The 15,291-nt window shown below is 44.7% G+C and carries 17 protein-coding genes; 8 read left to right on the top strand and 9 right to left on the bottom strand.

Annotation, left to right across the window (positions count from 1 at the left end; all coding sequences use genetic code 11):
• Window positions 1–133: 133 nt before the first annotated feature.
• The 6 genes from ACL934_RS09855 (at window position 134) to ACL934_RS09830 (ending at window position 4,014) form a co-directional block, all read left to right on the top strand.
• Window positions 134–352, top strand: coding sequence for a hypothetical protein (locus ACL934_RS09855; protein ID WP_340591654.1), 219 nt, complete (start codon window positions 134–136; stop codon window positions 350–352).
• A 218-nt stretch (window positions 353–570) separates the two neighbouring features.
• Complete coding sequence (locus ACL934_RS09850; protein WP_374080377.1) at window positions 571–1,317, top strand: SDR family NAD(P)-dependent oxidoreductase; 747 nt, start codon at window positions 571–573, stop codon at window positions 1,315–1,317.
• Complete coding sequence (locus ACL934_RS09845) at window positions 1,314–1,703, top strand: 6-carboxytetrahydropterin synthase (protein ID WP_374080375.1); 390 nt, start codon at window positions 1,314–1,316, stop codon at window positions 1,701–1,703. The genes ACL934_RS09850 and ACL934_RS09845 overlap by 4 nt, the downstream gene beginning before the upstream one ends.
• A complete protein-coding gene (locus ACL934_RS09840; RefSeq protein WP_374080374.1) occupies window positions 1,700–2,434 on the top strand; it encodes a pseudouridine synthase in 735 nt (244 codons plus the stop codon). The genes ACL934_RS09845 and ACL934_RS09840 overlap by 4 nt, the downstream gene beginning before the upstream one ends.
• A gap of 3 nt (window positions 2,435–2,437) precedes the next feature.
• Complete coding sequence (locus ACL934_RS09835) at window positions 2,438–3,481, top strand: lipid A deacylase LpxR family protein (protein WP_374080372.1); 1,044 nt, start codon at window positions 2,438–2,440, stop codon at window positions 3,479–3,481.
• A 161-nt stretch (window positions 3,482–3,642) separates the two neighbouring features.
• Window positions 3,643–4,014, top strand: coding sequence for a hypothetical protein (locus ACL934_RS09830; protein WP_374080371.1), 372 nt, complete (start codon window positions 3,643–3,645; stop codon window positions 4,012–4,014).
• A gap of 43 nt (window positions 4,015–4,057) precedes the next feature.
• On the opposite strand, the gene ACL934_RS09825 is transcribed toward ACL934_RS09830, so the two are convergent.
• Genes ACL934_RS09825 through ACL934_RS09810 form a run of 4 tightly spaced genes read right to left on the bottom strand, consistent with a single transcriptional unit; the run spans window position 4,058 to window position 8,969 of the window.
• The gene (locus tag ACL934_RS09825; RefSeq protein ID WP_413613476.1) at window positions 4,058–6,073 is read right to left on the bottom strand and encodes an ATP-binding cassette domain-containing protein; all 2,016 of its coding nucleotides are present in this window, start codon (window positions 6,071–6,073) and stop codon (window positions 4,058–4,060) included.
• Window positions 6,074–6,943, bottom strand: a complete 870-nt coding sequence (locus ACL934_RS09820; RefSeq protein ID WP_374080369.1) for an efflux RND transporter periplasmic adaptor subunit — start codon at window positions 6,941–6,943, stop codon at window positions 6,074–6,076.
• Window positions 6,924–8,174, bottom strand: a complete 1,251-nt coding sequence (locus tag ACL934_RS09815) for a TolC family protein (RefSeq protein ID WP_413613475.1) — start codon at window positions 8,172–8,174, stop codon at window positions 6,924–6,926. The genes ACL934_RS09820 and ACL934_RS09815 overlap by 20 nt, the downstream gene beginning before the upstream one ends.
• Window positions 8,175–8,183: 9 nt before the next feature.
• Complete coding sequence (locus ACL934_RS09810) at window positions 8,184–8,969, bottom strand: DUF455 family protein (RefSeq protein ID WP_413613474.1); 786 nt, start codon at window positions 8,967–8,969, stop codon at window positions 8,184–8,186.
• A gap of 83 nt (window positions 8,970–9,052) precedes the next feature.
• Between ACL934_RS09810 and ACL934_RS09805 the strand changes: the two genes are divergently transcribed.
• Window positions 9,053–9,754, top strand: coding sequence for a YebC/PmpR family DNA-binding transcriptional regulator (locus ACL934_RS09805; protein WP_374080363.1), 702 nt, complete (start codon window positions 9,053–9,055; stop codon window positions 9,752–9,754).
• A 51-nt stretch (window positions 9,755–9,805) separates the two neighbouring features.
• Here the strand turns inward: ACL934_RS09805 and ACL934_RS09800 are convergent, their stop codons facing one another.
• Window positions 9,806–11,734, bottom strand: a complete 1,929-nt coding sequence (locus tag ACL934_RS09800) for an acetyl-CoA hydrolase/transferase C-terminal domain-containing protein (RefSeq protein ID WP_413613473.1) — start codon at window positions 11,732–11,734, stop codon at window positions 9,806–9,808.
• Window positions 11,735–11,816: 82 nt separating this feature from the next.
• Between ACL934_RS09800 and ACL934_RS09795 the strand changes: the two genes are divergently transcribed.
• Entirely contained in the window at window positions 11,817–12,173 is a 357-nt protein-coding gene (locus ACL934_RS09795; RefSeq protein ID WP_374080361.1) for a hypothetical protein, read from the top strand.
• 52 nt (window positions 12,174–12,225) lie between these two features.
• Here ACL934_RS09795 and ACL934_RS09790 read toward each other — a convergent pair whose 3' ends face one another.
• From ACL934_RS09790 to ACL934_RS09775, 4 genes are all read right to left on the bottom strand, one after another.
• The gene (locus ACL934_RS09790; RefSeq protein WP_413613472.1) at window positions 12,226–13,095 is read right to left on the bottom strand and encodes a trypsin-like serine peptidase; all 870 of its coding nucleotides are present in this window, start codon (window positions 13,093–13,095) and stop codon (window positions 12,226–12,228) included.
• A 75-nt stretch (window positions 13,096–13,170) separates the two neighbouring features.
• Window positions 13,171–13,608, bottom strand: coding sequence for a SufE family protein (locus ACL934_RS09785; RefSeq protein WP_374080359.1), 438 nt, complete (start codon window positions 13,606–13,608; stop codon window positions 13,171–13,173).
• A gap of 3 nt (window positions 13,609–13,611) precedes the next feature.
• Complete coding sequence (locus ACL934_RS09780) at window positions 13,612–14,424, bottom strand: hypothetical protein (RefSeq protein WP_374080357.1); 813 nt, start codon at window positions 14,422–14,424, stop codon at window positions 13,612–13,614.
• Between the two features lie 10 nt (window positions 14,425–14,434).
• Complete coding sequence (locus ACL934_RS09775) at window positions 14,435–15,238, bottom strand: phosphatase domain-containing protein (protein ID WP_413613471.1); 804 nt, start codon at window positions 15,236–15,238, stop codon at window positions 14,435–14,437.
• Window positions 15,239–15,291 lie beyond the last annotated feature (53 nt).

Raw genomic sequence — 15,291 nt, 5'->3', positions numbered from 1 at the left:
GTCTCAAAATGGGATTCGGAAGAAAGTAAACTGAGTTTGCTTCCAAGTCCTTAAGTCCAAATGACCTCCTCCGATAAGTCTTATGTCTTAAGACATTCAACCAGCTTAAGATTTCAACTGGAGGTCACTCAAGATGGCTGACAAAAAATTCGAAAAACAAATCCCTAATAACGTAGTTTCTTTGGAATCGGCTCGCTGCTGCGGCGAAGGCTGCAAGAAAAAATCTGAAAAGGCGGGTTTCTGCGCTGAACACTTTGATTGGTTCAAAGCAGGCTTGATCACGAAGGAAGGGATGAAAGCTCCTGACTTTGATAAGAAGTATTATCACTACGTCGCGAAAAAAGCGGCTTAGTTCCTCGTTACCATTTCAAATTAAATCCGTTAAAGAGAGCCGGGACCCAACCCGGCTTTCTGCTTTTTAAGGGAGCTGTCCCCAAAACACAGAAAATAGGACAAGGCCGACAAAGAAGAACTTTATTCCGATGGAAAACGCTTCGCGCATGGACATGACTTCTCTTCGGTCCCCGCCTTTGCTAGTATAAGTCCAGTTTAACCACAGGGGATTTCGACATGAAAAAGGCCGCTTTAATTACCGGAGCTAGTAGCGGGATCGGTGCCGCCACTGCCATTGAATATTCTAAAAACGGCTATTTCGTTTATCTAATGGCACGCAATAAAGAACGCCTGCAAGAGGTCGCAGCGAAGTGTCGCAGTGGCGCTTCGATTGTTTCCTGCGATGTGACGGATGTGGCCGCTTTGAATAAACGCCTTGATGAAATGCTCACAGCAAAAATCCATCGCATTGAAGTCGTCGTGAACAATGCTGGAATTTATCAAACGCATTCCACGGAAGAAGGCACCGATGACATCTGGATGAAACAGTTTGAAGTGAATCTTTTAGGACCTGTGCGTATTGCCCGTGCGTTCTTTCCTTACTTTAAAGAACAAGGTGGCGGAAGTATCGTGAATATTTCTTCTACGTTGGGACTGCGCCCGGGAGGCTCCAACTCGTCCTACTCCGCAAGTAAAGCCGCTATGGTGAACTGGACTCAAAGTCTTGCTTTGGATGGCGGACCTTTTAAAATTCGCGCCAATTGCGTCTGCCCTGGGATTGTCGACACCCCTATTCATAGTTTTCACCATCTTGAATCCAGCGAGAAGACCATCACATTGGAAAAATTGAAATCTTTGCAGCCACTAGGCCGCGTGGGAACACCCGAAGAAGTGGCGAAAGCCGTTTACTTCCTGGGATCAGATCTTTCGAGCTGGACAACAGGAGCGATTCTTTCCGTTGATGGAGGAATCAATCTGAAATGATTCTGACTTTAAAGAGCTCGTTTAGCAGCGCTCATTTCTATGCACAACCTCTTTGGGATAAAACCCAAAACGAGAACACCTTCGGTCGTTGTTACACACAATACGGTCATGGACACAACTACACTTTAGAGGTGGGTTTCGTTCTGCGTGATTCTCAAGAGCTTCCAAAAAAATCACAATACCAAAATCTTTTAACTCAACTCACAACACGATTGGATCATGAACATCTGAACTTCGTGATTCCAGAGTTTAAAGACAAAGTTCCTACGACAGAAAACATCGCGCTTTATTTTTTAGAAAAACTAAAAGCCTCTATTTCAGAAAAAGATCTTTCCTATATTAGACTTTACGAGATGGACAACCTTTGGACGGAGATCCGCCTATGAGCGAAGAAAAAGTACGTTTATCAAAACTCATGGCTGAAAAGGGAATTTGCTCACGCCGTGAGGCGGATGAATACATTGCCAAAGGCCTCGTCCTCGTTGATGGCGTTAAGATTGATCAGCTCGGCACAAAGGTCAGTCCCAATGTCAAAATCACTTTGGAAGCCCAAGCCCTGAAACAACAAAAGCGATTGGCAACAATTATTCTTAATAAACCGATTGGCTATGTTTCAGCCCAGCCGGAACCTCCCTATCAACCCGCAGTGAAACTAATCACTCCTGAAAATCAGTTCGGCGATTCAAAACAAAGACTTCGCCAGGAGCACTTTCAGGGATTGGCAGTCGCAGGCCGCCTGGATATCGACTCTCAAGGTCTTTTGCTTTTTACCCAAGATGGACGTATCGCAAAAAAAATCATTGGCGAAGAATCCAAAGTGGAAAAAGAATATATTGTGCGCGTTCAAGGCAAGCTTCCTGACGACAAACTAAAACTTTTAAATCATGGTTTGTCGCTAGACGGAAAACCCTTAAAACCTGCAAAAGTGGAATGGCTCAATCAAGATCAATTGCGCTTTATTTTGCGCGAAGGAAAGAAACGTCAGATCCGTCGCATGTGCGAAGCCGTCGGACTTAAAGTCACGGGCTTAAAACGAGTGCGCATCGGGAAACTGCGCTTAGGACAACTTCCAGAAGGACAATGGCGCTTCCTCGAAGATGATGAGAGTATTGATTAATCCATGATAAAGATTCTCTTTTTACTCACTCTGATGATCTCGACAAAAACCTTCGCGCAAGGTCCGAGTTCTTCAGAGAGCGTAAAACCTTATGGAGAATCCTTTACTGTTTACGTTGAAAACGATACTCGACGATTGGGCGGTCCTAATTCTGATCAAGGATATTCCAATGGCATTCGCTTTTCCTACGTGTACGCTGAAGACAACATCCCACAATGGATTCCACCTCTCACGGGGTGGTCAGAAAAATTAAGTGAAGAATTTGAAAAATCCACGACCAACTTTGGAATTTCACTCGCACAACAAATTTATACACCGGGAAAGACCGGTATCGCGGAACTGATTCCAGATGATCGCCCTTATGCTGCCTGGCTCTATTTAGGATTGACGGCCAATTTTAAAACTCCAACACACAGTCACACTTTGGAATTAGATCTGGGAGTCGTCGGCCCTGAGGCCATGGGAGAAAACGTTCAAAATGGTTATCATGACCTGATCGACATTCCCCGCGCGAAGGGATGGAAACATCAGCTTTCAACCGAGCCCACGGTGCAAATGTCTTACTTTCAAAGAGTTCGCTTTTATGAAGTTGAAGACGCTGCCGGCGGACGCGTATTTGATTTTATTCCTTACGGGGGAGCTTCCCTTGGAAACGTCTTGATTGCCGGACACGTCGGCGCTGTGACACGCGTGGGATATCGTCTTCCTGAAGACTTCGGTCCTTCACGACTTTCTTCGGCTGATGGCGATGCTATTGTCGATTTCGGTGGAAAGAGAAAAAACATTCCTTGGCGGGCTTACGGTTTTGCAGGAATTCGCGGCAATGCCATTGCTCGCAATATTTTTCTGGATGGGAACTCATTTCGCGACAGTCACCACGTAAAGAAGTACCCCTTCACCTTCGAAACAGAACTGGGATATGCCGTGCAGATCTCCCACTGGAGTTATTCATGGCGCTTCGTTACGATTTCCCCGGAATTTGAGGAGCGAAGCGAATTTAATAGCTATGCCTCGATCTCTCTTTCTTATTTTAGAAACTTTGAGTAACGCGTTCACAGACGGTGAACATTTATCTAAAACACCTTCAGATGATGTATTTTACACTGAAGCCCCTTCCCCAGTAAAAACAGAATAAAGTTGAAGGCGGAATTTCAAGGCACAGAGCTTGCTCATGAACTTCACCAAACAAAATCAAAAAGGAGATTTTTGTGAAGTCAGTTATTATTGCTGCCGCCCTATTTAGTTCTCAATTTGCTTTCGCAGCAAGCAAAGAAGTCACTACACCAACCCAGGAGTCACTGGTCATGGTGTGCAATGCGATGTTTAGCATCATGAATGAGAAAGACATGCTCGCATGTCGCGATCTCGGTATCGCCGCCGGTATCGAGTACGCCAGCAACGGCACCACTCACGAGGGTTTCACTCCCGCTCTTGACATGTGCAACCTTGGCGACACGTCTCACAACATCAAAGGCTTAAGACAAGATGCTCTAGAGGGTCTACGCCGTGTTCGTAACGATATAATGGCTCAACTCGGAAATGACATTCCTTCCGTCACATTGGGTTGTGAATATCTTTAAGTGAAACCTGCTTCCTCTTGTCAGGTTGTGATAAGAGGAAGCTCTATTCCGTGCGCAACGCTTGCATCGGAGCCATTTTTTCAGCTCGAAGGGCTGGAATCAGACCACTGAGAATTCCAACAGCGACGATGGAGCCAAACGAAATCAAAAACGCCCAAGGATTGAAAATCCATTCAAACTCAAGTTTGCTCACAAACTTTGTCGCCGCAAAAAGTATCAGTTGATAAGCGATCACCCCTAAAACAACCCCGACTAGACCTGCAAGAAAACAAATCAACAAAGACTCCATCAGAATCAAAGATCTTAAACTTTGATCCGTGGCCCCTAGAGCTTTTCTTAATCCTATTTCGCGCACACGTTCATTGAGTGACACGAGCATCATGTTGGCAATACCGACACCACCCACACACAATGACACCAAGGCAATAGCCGCCAAGAACCCAGAGAAAATATTCAGGAAACGATTCATTTGCTCAATCAACACGGCATCAGAGTCCGCACGAAATCGTCCGCTATTTCCGTACTTCTTTTGAAAAAAGGCGCGCAAACCTTTTCCCATATTTTCCATGGAAGCCCCGTCTTTAATCTCAATCAGAACTTCACGGATTTGTGCAGACCACCAGTTTTTACTCTTCGCCTGGAAGTACGTGAATGGCAGATAGACTTCTAAATTAGGTTTTCTCCATTCATTACGACTGGAAGTTCTTGCCGCAACACCCACGACCTTGCACGACATCTCTTGGCTGTCTTCGGATAAGAAAAGAATTTGCCCCAAAGGCTGCACATTGGAAAAAAGTCGTTCCGCAACGTCATAGCCGATGACACAGACAGGACTGCGATTTTTCACATGATAGGCATTCACCGGATTCCCAACGATGATTTTTCTTTTGGCGATACTGAAGGTGTCTTCATTCACCCCTAAAATACGCACGTCGTTGTCGATGGTTTTACCGGCAAACACTACTGAAACATTTCGTCCCGTTAACACAGGGGATATTCTTTGAATTTCCGGAAAGATATTTTTTAAGGGAAGAAGGTCTGTCTCCCACTTGAAAAAATCAAACACAGCTCCTTTAACGTCCTTGGCTTTCATATCCCAATTCGGATACCCGTTAAATTCAAAAGTATTCACGCCCATTTCTGCGTAGCCAGCCAAAATCTTTTCTTTAGCAAAACCACCCAAAGTCATCATGGATAAGACAGCTCCCACGCCGATCGTCACACCAAGCATGGTTAACAAAGCGCGCACTTTATTCGCGGAAAGCTGAGTCCAGGCATTTTGAGCCAAGTAACGAAGAAGATCTTTGCTCCACACCATATCCTGGGTCTTGGTATCGGAATCCTTATGTAACGGAGCCGCTTTATTTTTTGTATATTGGAGAATTTCTTCGGATTCCAGACGTCCATCGCGGATATGAAGAATGCGATCTGCTTGCTTCGCGACTTCGCCATCATGGGTGATTAAAACAACGGTATGACCTTCGCTGTGCAAACGTTTGAGCTCTTGCAGAACCAATTGCGAATTCACCGAGTCTAAATTTCCTGTGGGCTCGTCTGCTAAAATCAGACGAGGTTTTTGCATCAACGATCTCGCAATGGCGACTCGCTGCTGCTGGCCCCCCGAAACTTTACTAGGCAGTTCATCCTTTTTTTCAGAAAGACCGAATTTACCTAAAAGTTCTTCGGCACGAGCCTTAAGAACTGAACGATCTTTGGCTATCTCTAAAGGATAAAGCCCTCCAAGCTCCACATTTTCTAACAGAGTGAGTTTAGGTAAAAGATGAAACTGTTGAAAAACGAAACCGATTTCAGAAGCTCTAAAGAACGCGGCTTCTGTGCGAGTGAGTTGATTTAAGTTCTTTCCTGCGACAAATAAATCACCGGACTGCACGCGGTTCATGGCGCCTAAAAGGTAGAGCAACGTGGACTTCCCAGATCCAGAAGGACCTTGAATCGCCACGAAAGAACCTTCTTCAATGGAAAAAGAAAGCTCCCTTAAAACCGGTTGATCTGCTCCTGGATATGAGAAAACCAGGTTCTGCGCCGAGATATAACTCATCTAGGAGTTCTCCAACATCGAAGCAAAATCGACTTTCTGAACTTTGTCTCCCTCTTTAAGACCCTCTAGGATTTCAATTTTTTCTTCATTCGAGACACCGATCTTGATAACGCGCTTCTCACCGTTTTCCAGAAGAACATAGTTCTCATCGCCTTGAGAATAAACAAACTCATGGCGCAAAGTGAGAACCTGATCTTTTTTAAAAGTGATAATATCGATCAAAGTGCTCATGCCCGATTTTAAATCGGCATCGGGATTCAAAATTTTTAAAGTGATTGGAAATTCCACGACGCTAGAGCGATCCCAACGATCTTTGTCGTTGGCGGCCAAGGCCAGATCCACGATCTGCGCTTTATAAGATTTTTCCGAGAGAGCCATGGGCTTTAACATCGCCTCTTGATTCACCGTCATTTTCACTCGGTCAATTTCAGCGGCGTTCACATAGACATACATTTCGGATAAATCATCAACTCGCAAAATAAAATCCGTGGTGTCACCTGACTTCACAAACTCGCCTTCCGTGTGACGAATCTGCACCACGCGTCCTTTCACCGGGGAGCGCAAAGGAAAGGCCTCTTCAAAGCTTGAAAGAGACTGAACAACAGAAACCAGCGGATCACCGATTTTCACATCTTGCCCGACCTTCACGAACATCTTTTTCACGTAGCCGCTATAAGAGGCCACGATCAAAGCTTTTCGCACCGGCTGAACAACACCTGAAAGCGAAACACGCTGAACGATTTCGCCTTTTTCAACGGTCCCCAAGGACGACGTCGATTTTTTTGAGGACGACAACACAAAAGGAATACAGACAAGGACAATAAGAATCACGACAATCCAAAAGGCTTTTTTACTGAACAGATTTTTCATCAAGGTATCCTTTACGATGTTCAAGTTCCAAACGGGTCTGAATAAGATTGTATTCTGTCTGAATCTTTTGAATTTGCACGGAGATTAAATCCGATAAAGATGTCGAGTAATCAAGGAATGAAGATTTACCTTCACGGAAGTAACGTTCCATGATCGTAAAGTTCTCGGTCTCAACCTTAAAGAGCTTTTCAGTGATGTCGTATTGTTTTTGAATCAAACGCACTTGCTCTTGCAGTTTAGAAATGACGGACTTTGCGTCACGCTCGTCAAAAGAACTTCGCACGTCCTGGCGCAGGCTTTCTAGGTGCGAAATCTTAACAGCAGACCCACGCTGTCCCCAGTCCCATAAATTCCAATTGAATGTTAAACCGACATTCCAAAAGGTTTTATCGTTATCGCTCCAACGCGTATCCGTATGAAAATAACTGTCACTGCCATAACCAAACTTGCCCACCACGTCGATGCGCGGGCGGTTTTCGATTCTCAAAAGTTTTTCTTCAGAAGTGCGCAGCTCTTGGGTGAGATGTCTTTTTTCAGATTCATAAATTTGCGGCTCTGTGGAAACTGGAACGGATTTTTGCTGATAATCGGAAAGTTGCACGGGCGTTTCCGGTAAATCGAGATACACCTTGAGATCTTCCCGAGCTTTCATCGTGTCGTATTCGGCTGAAGCTTTCGCGAGAATAGCCCGTTGATATTGCGCCTCAAACCGCAGAAAGTCTTGACGTGTTCGCAAGCCCTGTTTGTATTGAGAAACAACCAGGTTATAAACCTTTTCCACTTGCGCCATGTTTTTAATTTGCAGTTCTTCAATCTTCTGCGTCTTTAAGACTTCTAAATAAATTTGCACGGTCTTCAAGACCGTGCTGGATTTTTCACGACGATAATCAAGCTCCGTCAAGGCCTTGCGGGATTTGGATATTTTATAATTCGTCAGACTCAATCCATGATCATAAAAATTTTCTGTGACGCTGATCGCAGCACTGCTGTCCCAATCATAAGTTCGCTCGTTGGGATTTTCATCATTGTAGATGTAAGACGCCGTTAGATCTAAAGAAGGCAGAAATGCGGATTTGGATTGTTTAAGACTGAGTTCGGACTTTTCCAGCTCTAGAGTCTGTTGCTTAAGAACGCTGGATTTCTGAAGTGCGATGCCCACAGATTCCGGTAATGTCAGACTCCACGCCGGGAGAGAAACTAAAACCATCCAAAGAGACACCCAACTTCGCATTCCGACTCCTTACGAGCTGCTGGGCTTTAAAAAATCCAAACGCAGGTTTTCGTAGTATTGAATTTCTTCTTCACTAAACCCGGCTTTGATTCGTAAATCCCGATTCAAAGGCTCGATGCGTTTCGGCAGCCTTTTTCTTAAAGAATCCATTCTCTCTGGAAAGTCCAGGGAGGGGTCAAGCTTTTCTTTGCGACAGATCTCGCGATACCAACGTGAGCCAAAATCCACGTGACCGATCTCTTCAAAATTAATTTGCTTCACGATCTTCTGAATCGTGTCTTTCCCCGCAGTTCCCTCAAGACGACGAATCAAAGTATCACCCGCGTCAAGACCACTGCCTTCCAAATAACGATGCACGATCAAAATGCGATCCAAAAGAGTGTCTTCCACATTCACCGCTCTCCAAAGAGCCATGTGCACGGGCCAATCTCCCCATTTAAACCCTAAAGACTCAATCCCTTCCAAACACATGCGCAAGTGCTGCGCTTCAGAAACGGTCACGGCCATCAACTCTTCGCGGAAACCCTGCGGAGCATCGGGATACTCCACAAGAGTACGCACTCCCAATTCCATGGCTTGAAGCTCAATGCTCGCCAAATCATGGAGCATGCGGGCCTGGCCTTCGACAGTCGAAAAACCCTTCTTAACTGGGTGGAATTTGGGGTGTAAAACGGGGACATCTCGGGCCGGATCTTCGGGGACAAGATAAGGACTGCTCAACTTCAACGCGTCTTCGCAGGATTTCTCGATATTTTGGATCTTTTCCCAGACATTAGGGGTCGAAAAACTGAACATAAGACCTTTTACATCCCGCTCCTATTCTTGCCAAATATTTCCTGATTTGCTGCAATATCTCCCTAGAGCTAAGAAGGAGCTATATGGGAAAATCATGGAAAAACGCCGGTAAAGTTGAGAAAGCTCAACAAAAAGGCCAAATATTCACCAAACTCGCGCGCGAAATTGCAGTCGCTGCGAAAGCCGGTGGTCCTGATCCCAACGCCAATGCCCGCCTTCGTCTAGCTATTGATGCCGCTAAAAAAGTATCGTGCCCGAATGACACGATCGAGCGCGCTATTAAAAAAGGCGCTGGTCTTCTTGATGACGGTAAAATCATCGAAGAGATCACTTACGAGGGTTACGGTCCTCACGGTGTAGGTGTGATCGTAGAATGCCAAACAGACAATAAACACAGAACGGCTCCAGACATGCGCCATGCTTTCAAATCTCATGAAGGCAATATGGGTGAGGTTGGATCTGTAGCATGGATGTTTGACCGCGTAGGCCTGATTGAAGGAACTAAAGAAGGTAAATTCGATCCGGATGAAGAAGCTATCGAAGCAGGCGCTAACGAAGTTTATCCTGACGAGGGTGGCACTTATGAGTTCTTCACAAACGCTGACGATCTTGATGCTGTTCGCGAAGCTTTAACAAAACGTGGCTGGAAAGTCACAACAGGTGAACTTTCATATAAAGCGAAAAACATCACAGAGCTTTCTGACGAACAAAGAAAAGACGTTGAGGAGTTTTTGAACTACCTTGACGATATGGATGACACGCATCGCGTGCATGCCACGATCTAATCTTCAGATTCTTTGAAACTAAAAACGCCGCCCTCAAGAAGCGGCGTTTTTTTATTCCTTCAGCGCACCTAAAAGAAGCTTTCGGTACAAATGCTCCTTAACCGACCTTACATGATGCAGGTTCATTCTTTTTAACTCAGCTTGATATTTCTGTGGCGAAACTGAAAAACCTTTTAAGAGAAATCGGACAAGAGCCCCTGCATTTTGATCCTTGAGCTTCGTCAGCGCCCTTCCGACGCGAATCTCGTCCTCAGTAAAATCACTGCCGAAAGGAAACAGAGCAAAGGCTTTTTCGTTTTTGTATGAACCTATGAACTCCTTCACTTTCTTTAAAGAGTTATGCTTGGCATAATTAGGAATTTTATAACTTCGTGAAAGTTTCCCGTGCTTTTGCGCGATATCCACAAGTTCTTCTTGGAATTCACTATCGGCAATTTCAATCAGACGCTGAATCACCTGTTCATCACTAGCACCTCGTAAGAAGGCAATTCCATATTCCGTAATGACGACGTCACGGAGATGGCGCGGAATTGTGGCGTTGCCATGAACATCCACAATATTAGAAAGCATTTTTTTATTCTTTAGACGCGTGCTTCGCAGCATCAAAATGGATCGAGCTTCTTCCAACTCCTGCGCCATTGCCACAAAGTTGTACTGCCCACCCACACCACTCACCACCAGTCCCGTCTCTGTGGTGTCAGAGGCCGCGGCCCCTAAAAGAGTCACGCTCATACAGGTGTTAAAAAATCGTGCATTCTTTCTTTGCTTTCTAAGGGCTAATTCATGAGGGTCATACAGATCGTTGACCTTTGAAACACGTGTCATGGAAAGTCCTTCATAGTCTTCTTTTGATAAGGACCGCAACCATTCATAAAACCCACTGGACCCAAGATAAAAAGCACCATGCAAATATCTTTTTGCAGATTCCTCATGATCAAAGATTTCACGCTTTAAGACACCCGCCTTCCGCAGATGCATAAAACCATCCATAAGCATCTCACTGGTGCCATAGAGGCCTTCCTTAAGAACTCCACTCTGCAAAACACCCTCCGGCGCCAGAGGACACCCCTTCCAAATCTCCGTGAAGATGCGCTGATAGAGAGAATTGTTTTTCTGCCGCAAGATCATCGAATTCACAAGGGCGTCCGATAAAGATCCAATTCCAATCTGCAAAGTTCCGCTATCGACAACCAACTGACTGGCATAAAAACCAATCATGTGCTCCGCCTCATCAACGGAGACCCGAGGGACCGCAAAAAGTTTATGTGTCACTTCTCTGCTATGTACTAAGAGATCAAAAAAATCAGAATCGACTTCCGCGTCCCCTCCTAAGTACGGCAGATCAGGATGGACAACTCCGACAATCAAAAGAGGCTTTTGAGATTTTTTATAAAGATCCACGACATCCAAAGTCAGATCGGGATTGCAGCTCAGACTGATTTTTCTGCCATCGGGAGACAAAGCTACCATTTGGATGATGACGTTAATATCATGGTCCACAATGGCTTTAGCCACGTGAGTATAATTAAGACTGATATAGGCTTGCTGCGCAAGTTCGCATTTCAAAAGCGTTCCGGCTTGAAAATAAAATTCATGAATCTGGATGTTCTTGGGAACTTTATTGCTGTGCAAATCTGCGAGATAGCGTAAATGGGGATAGTCTTCACCAAAATGCCTTTTATAAAAAGGCCCAAGAAAACGCTCTTCCATATCACTTTGAGGTTTTGCAAAATCCAAAGAGAGAGCCGTAAAAATTTTAAGAGAAACTTCCGGAGTTCTCGCGACTCTTTCATAGATGGAATTCAGAAGTTGGTTGGGCTTTCCCAAACCTAAAGGTGTCGCCAGGCGAATCGACGAGCCTAGAGTTGAAAAAATAAAATTCTCAGCTTCAGCGAGCGACGTTACTGACTTCATGTCTTTCATCATTGGACTTCTTTTATGACAAGTCAAAGAAGACCAAAATCCAGCGTTAACCAACACTTCGCCTCCGCAACCTGAGGCCCGTGTTAAAATAACAGTGCATTCAGTAATGCAGTAATAACACTCAAAATAGGAGGTAGTTATGAGAACAGCTCTTCTAGTAGCCTTTCTCTTAATCATCCCTCACCTTGTAGAAGGTGTGCCGTACACTGAGAAATCACAAGTGAATGGCGAGAGTTCCGCTTCTGAAAAAATGGTAAATCGCAAAGAGGCTCAGGACACCTTAAAAAAACAAACACAACGCGATCCTGCAAGCTCCATGGAAAAAGATCCTTCTTTAGTGCCATGCCCTGCAGCCCAACAAGTAAGAGAAGGTAAATTGCGAGATTTAGCAAAAGTTGAAACTCACAGCACAACTTGTCCTGGGGATGGAGAGCTTCGCGATCGTCCCAATACAAACAATATGGAACAATCCGAAACTCCAACCAACGTACAATAAAAAAGGGAGCCCCTTTGGCTCCCCTTTTTATACTTCATCTATTTTATTTAAATTACTTTTTCAAAGCATCTACGATGTAAGAGATGTTTGTGACATCTTCACCACGACAGCCATCGTCTGTACATTTCGCACTCGCCGTGCATTTTCTTGCTCTGTCATACGTAAAATCAGCAGCACCACGCACAAGGATGCCGACAACTTCATTTGTTCTTGCATTAAATACTGCTGAACCCGAATTACCACCGTACGTATCCAAGTTAGCTTGGAAATATGTACCTTGCTGACTGCGCACGCCCGCACCGTCAGCATACTTTGTTGGCAAACCTGACGGATGACCAACAACGTAGATCGCATCCCCTGGTTGCACTGGAGTTTGTTGCAAAGTCAGAGGTCTATGACCACGGACCGGACGATCCAAACGAACAAGAGCATAATCCTGAGCGCTTGTGTATTCACGAGCTACGATTTCTTTGCAGTTATAAACTTCCGATGCTGAAACTGATTCCGGAGCTGTTTTTGCATCCGCCATTTTAAAACCAAATACGAAAGCGTATTTTGAACAATCTGAATTACTCACACAGTGACCTGCCGTCGCGATTAAATCATCACCCACAAGGGAACCTGAACAGTTCGCCGCTGTTGGCTGATCAAAGAAAGGCTCATCAGTGCAAAGATTCATTTCTTGGCCATATTGCGAAGAAAGAATTTTCACCATTCCATTTCCGTTATTCACGATACTTCTTGTTGGAATCAAAGCGACCGTTGAGTCAGCGACATCACGAATATCCGCTCTTTCAACTTGATAGACGTCAACACGATTGTCGTCGCCGTAGATAACTTTGGGTGTGATATTGACAAATCCAACTGAAAACGTTGCTGCAACAGCGACACTGACGGCCGCCACGAATGAATTCCTTTTCACTTTTTCCCCTCTGAACGTTCTTCCTGAACATTCCCCTCTTAAAAAAGTCTCTGTAAATTGACAGGGAAAAACAAACTATTTTTTTGTTTTTAGTAGATAGTCGAAGGCCGTTGCGTAGAGTTTGATTTGCTTAAGCATCGAGTGCAAGCCGTTGGCCCTGCTAGGAGAAAGGTTTCCTTCAAAGCCCAAAGCTTTCAAAAACTCCGGAGGAGTTGCGAGAATTTCACTCGGAGTTGCACCAGAATATACAGATAAAAGCAGACCGACTAGACCCTTCACAATGAGTGCATCACTGTCACCTTGAAGCATCATCTGGCCCTGTTCATTTAAGTTTGCCGACAACCAGACTTGTGACTGGCAGCCTTTCACCGCGTTCTGCTCTGTCTTCAAATTTTCCGGCATTTCCGGAAGGGCTTTTCCCATCTCAATAATTTTTTTATAACGATCTTCCCACTGAGTGAGCGCTGAAAAATCCTGGATAATTTTATTTTGTCTTTCTTGGATGCTTAACATTTTCTAAATCACTTTCAACGTTGGCAGAATCGTAAAAATATCTTCTTCGAGAGATTGCCCTTGCTCACCGATAAGTTCATGGAATGCCTTCTTATCCATATTCGCAACGACATCATAACACTTTTTATAAAAACCTTCTTGGTCGTCATAGTAGCCGTTCCAAAGTTCTTTGGCTTTTGCTTCCGGCATCACCCAAGATTTCTTTTCAGCCGCCGTGCCGTCGTGACGATTGTGATAATCAAGTAAAGTCATAATCTGACGAGGCGAAAAATCCAACATCACCAAAGCTTCTTCAAGAAGTGCCAACTCCACGTACCAAAGATAGCTTCCCATTTTCTCCCAAAACTTAAGACCGGGTTTACCATAGGAGCTTTTACAGAAAAACGTCGTGCAAACCACACCGCGATTTCTCCACACGTTGCAGTTCTGCTTTTCTTTATTGTAGTACGGGCAAAGCCAGTCTTCCCGCTGACCAAAATCGCCTTCTTGGCGGTTGTTGAATTCTACCTGATAGCGAACCGGTGCCACCAAACCAATAGGTAAGGCGTACTCCCGGCGCTCTATCTTGTCGCGAAAAATGCGATGAGCTTCTGTTGACGAGGACTCGTTAAAAAGAGCCCCAACCATGTAGTTAGGAAGAAAAGGATGAAAAGTGCAGCACTTCAGATCCTCGCGATAATGAACCTTCCCGCGATGTCTTGGACGAGACATCGCGCAGGTATCGCAGGTGGCTTTTTGTTCATCTGGAGAAAACTCTAAAATTTCTCGAGGCAGAATATTTTCGTAAACGCGAGGTAACTGATACTTTAATAACATGAATCTTATCTTACGGCTTAATTCGGCAACGATCTACAATACGAGCCTTTAGTAGTGGCATCACATCAAAACGAGGAAGACTGTCATCCCATTTCCACACAAAATCGCTGCAATTCACGAAATATGGGAAAGCGACATCACCTTCAGCTCCATAAGTCTTAGCTTTAATCAGATCTACCGCCACTGTTGTCATCAAAGACTGGACGGATTGAGAACTGAGAAGATGTTCTTTTTCCAATTCCAAAGCGATCTCAATAGGTGTGACAAAACCAATTTGTCCGTCAAGCAGCTGCGCTCCCCATTCAACGAAGAAAGTCTTTGAATAGACAATACGGATGAATTGATGAAACTCAATTCCTTGATTGGCATATTCTTTAACAATCGCCGCATAAACATCGGCGTCTTGCTCGCCGTTGTCTCCGATAAAGATAACCTTGCGAGGTTTGATATCGTTCATGAGCTTGCGCAGATTTTTAATCTTATGAACATCGCCATCATAATTCGTGCGACCGATGTAAGTGCCTTGCGGGAATTTCCCTTTAGTGAGGAAGCTGCGGTGAGTTCCCTTCATAAACCACTCTGGGGCTTTGGAAAGATAAACGATAGAAAGATCGGAGTTTTCTTTAGCGATAAGATTGTAAAGCTCACTCATTCCCATAAAGCGGCTCTTATCATCAAAAGCGTAACGAGCGGCTTCAGAAATATCTAGAACATTGGCAAGTTTGATGGTGTCGTCGACGTCACTGACAAACAGAGTTTGCGCCTGTGTTGAAATCGAAAATACGAACAAAACTAAGGCAATCAAATGTCTCATTGAAAAACCCTCCCCCGAGGAGGGTTTTTATAGCATAAATACTCGGATCAGCC

Origin of the sequence: Bdellovibrio sp. HCB-110 (genome assembly GCF_047323225.1) — a bacterium.
Taxonomy (GTDB): Bacteria; Bdellovibrionota; Bdellovibrionia; order Bdellovibrionales; family Bdellovibrionaceae; genus Bdellovibrio.
The sequence above is the reverse complement of the archived record's forward strand: the minus strand, read 5'-3'. Positions and strand labels throughout refer to the sequence as shown.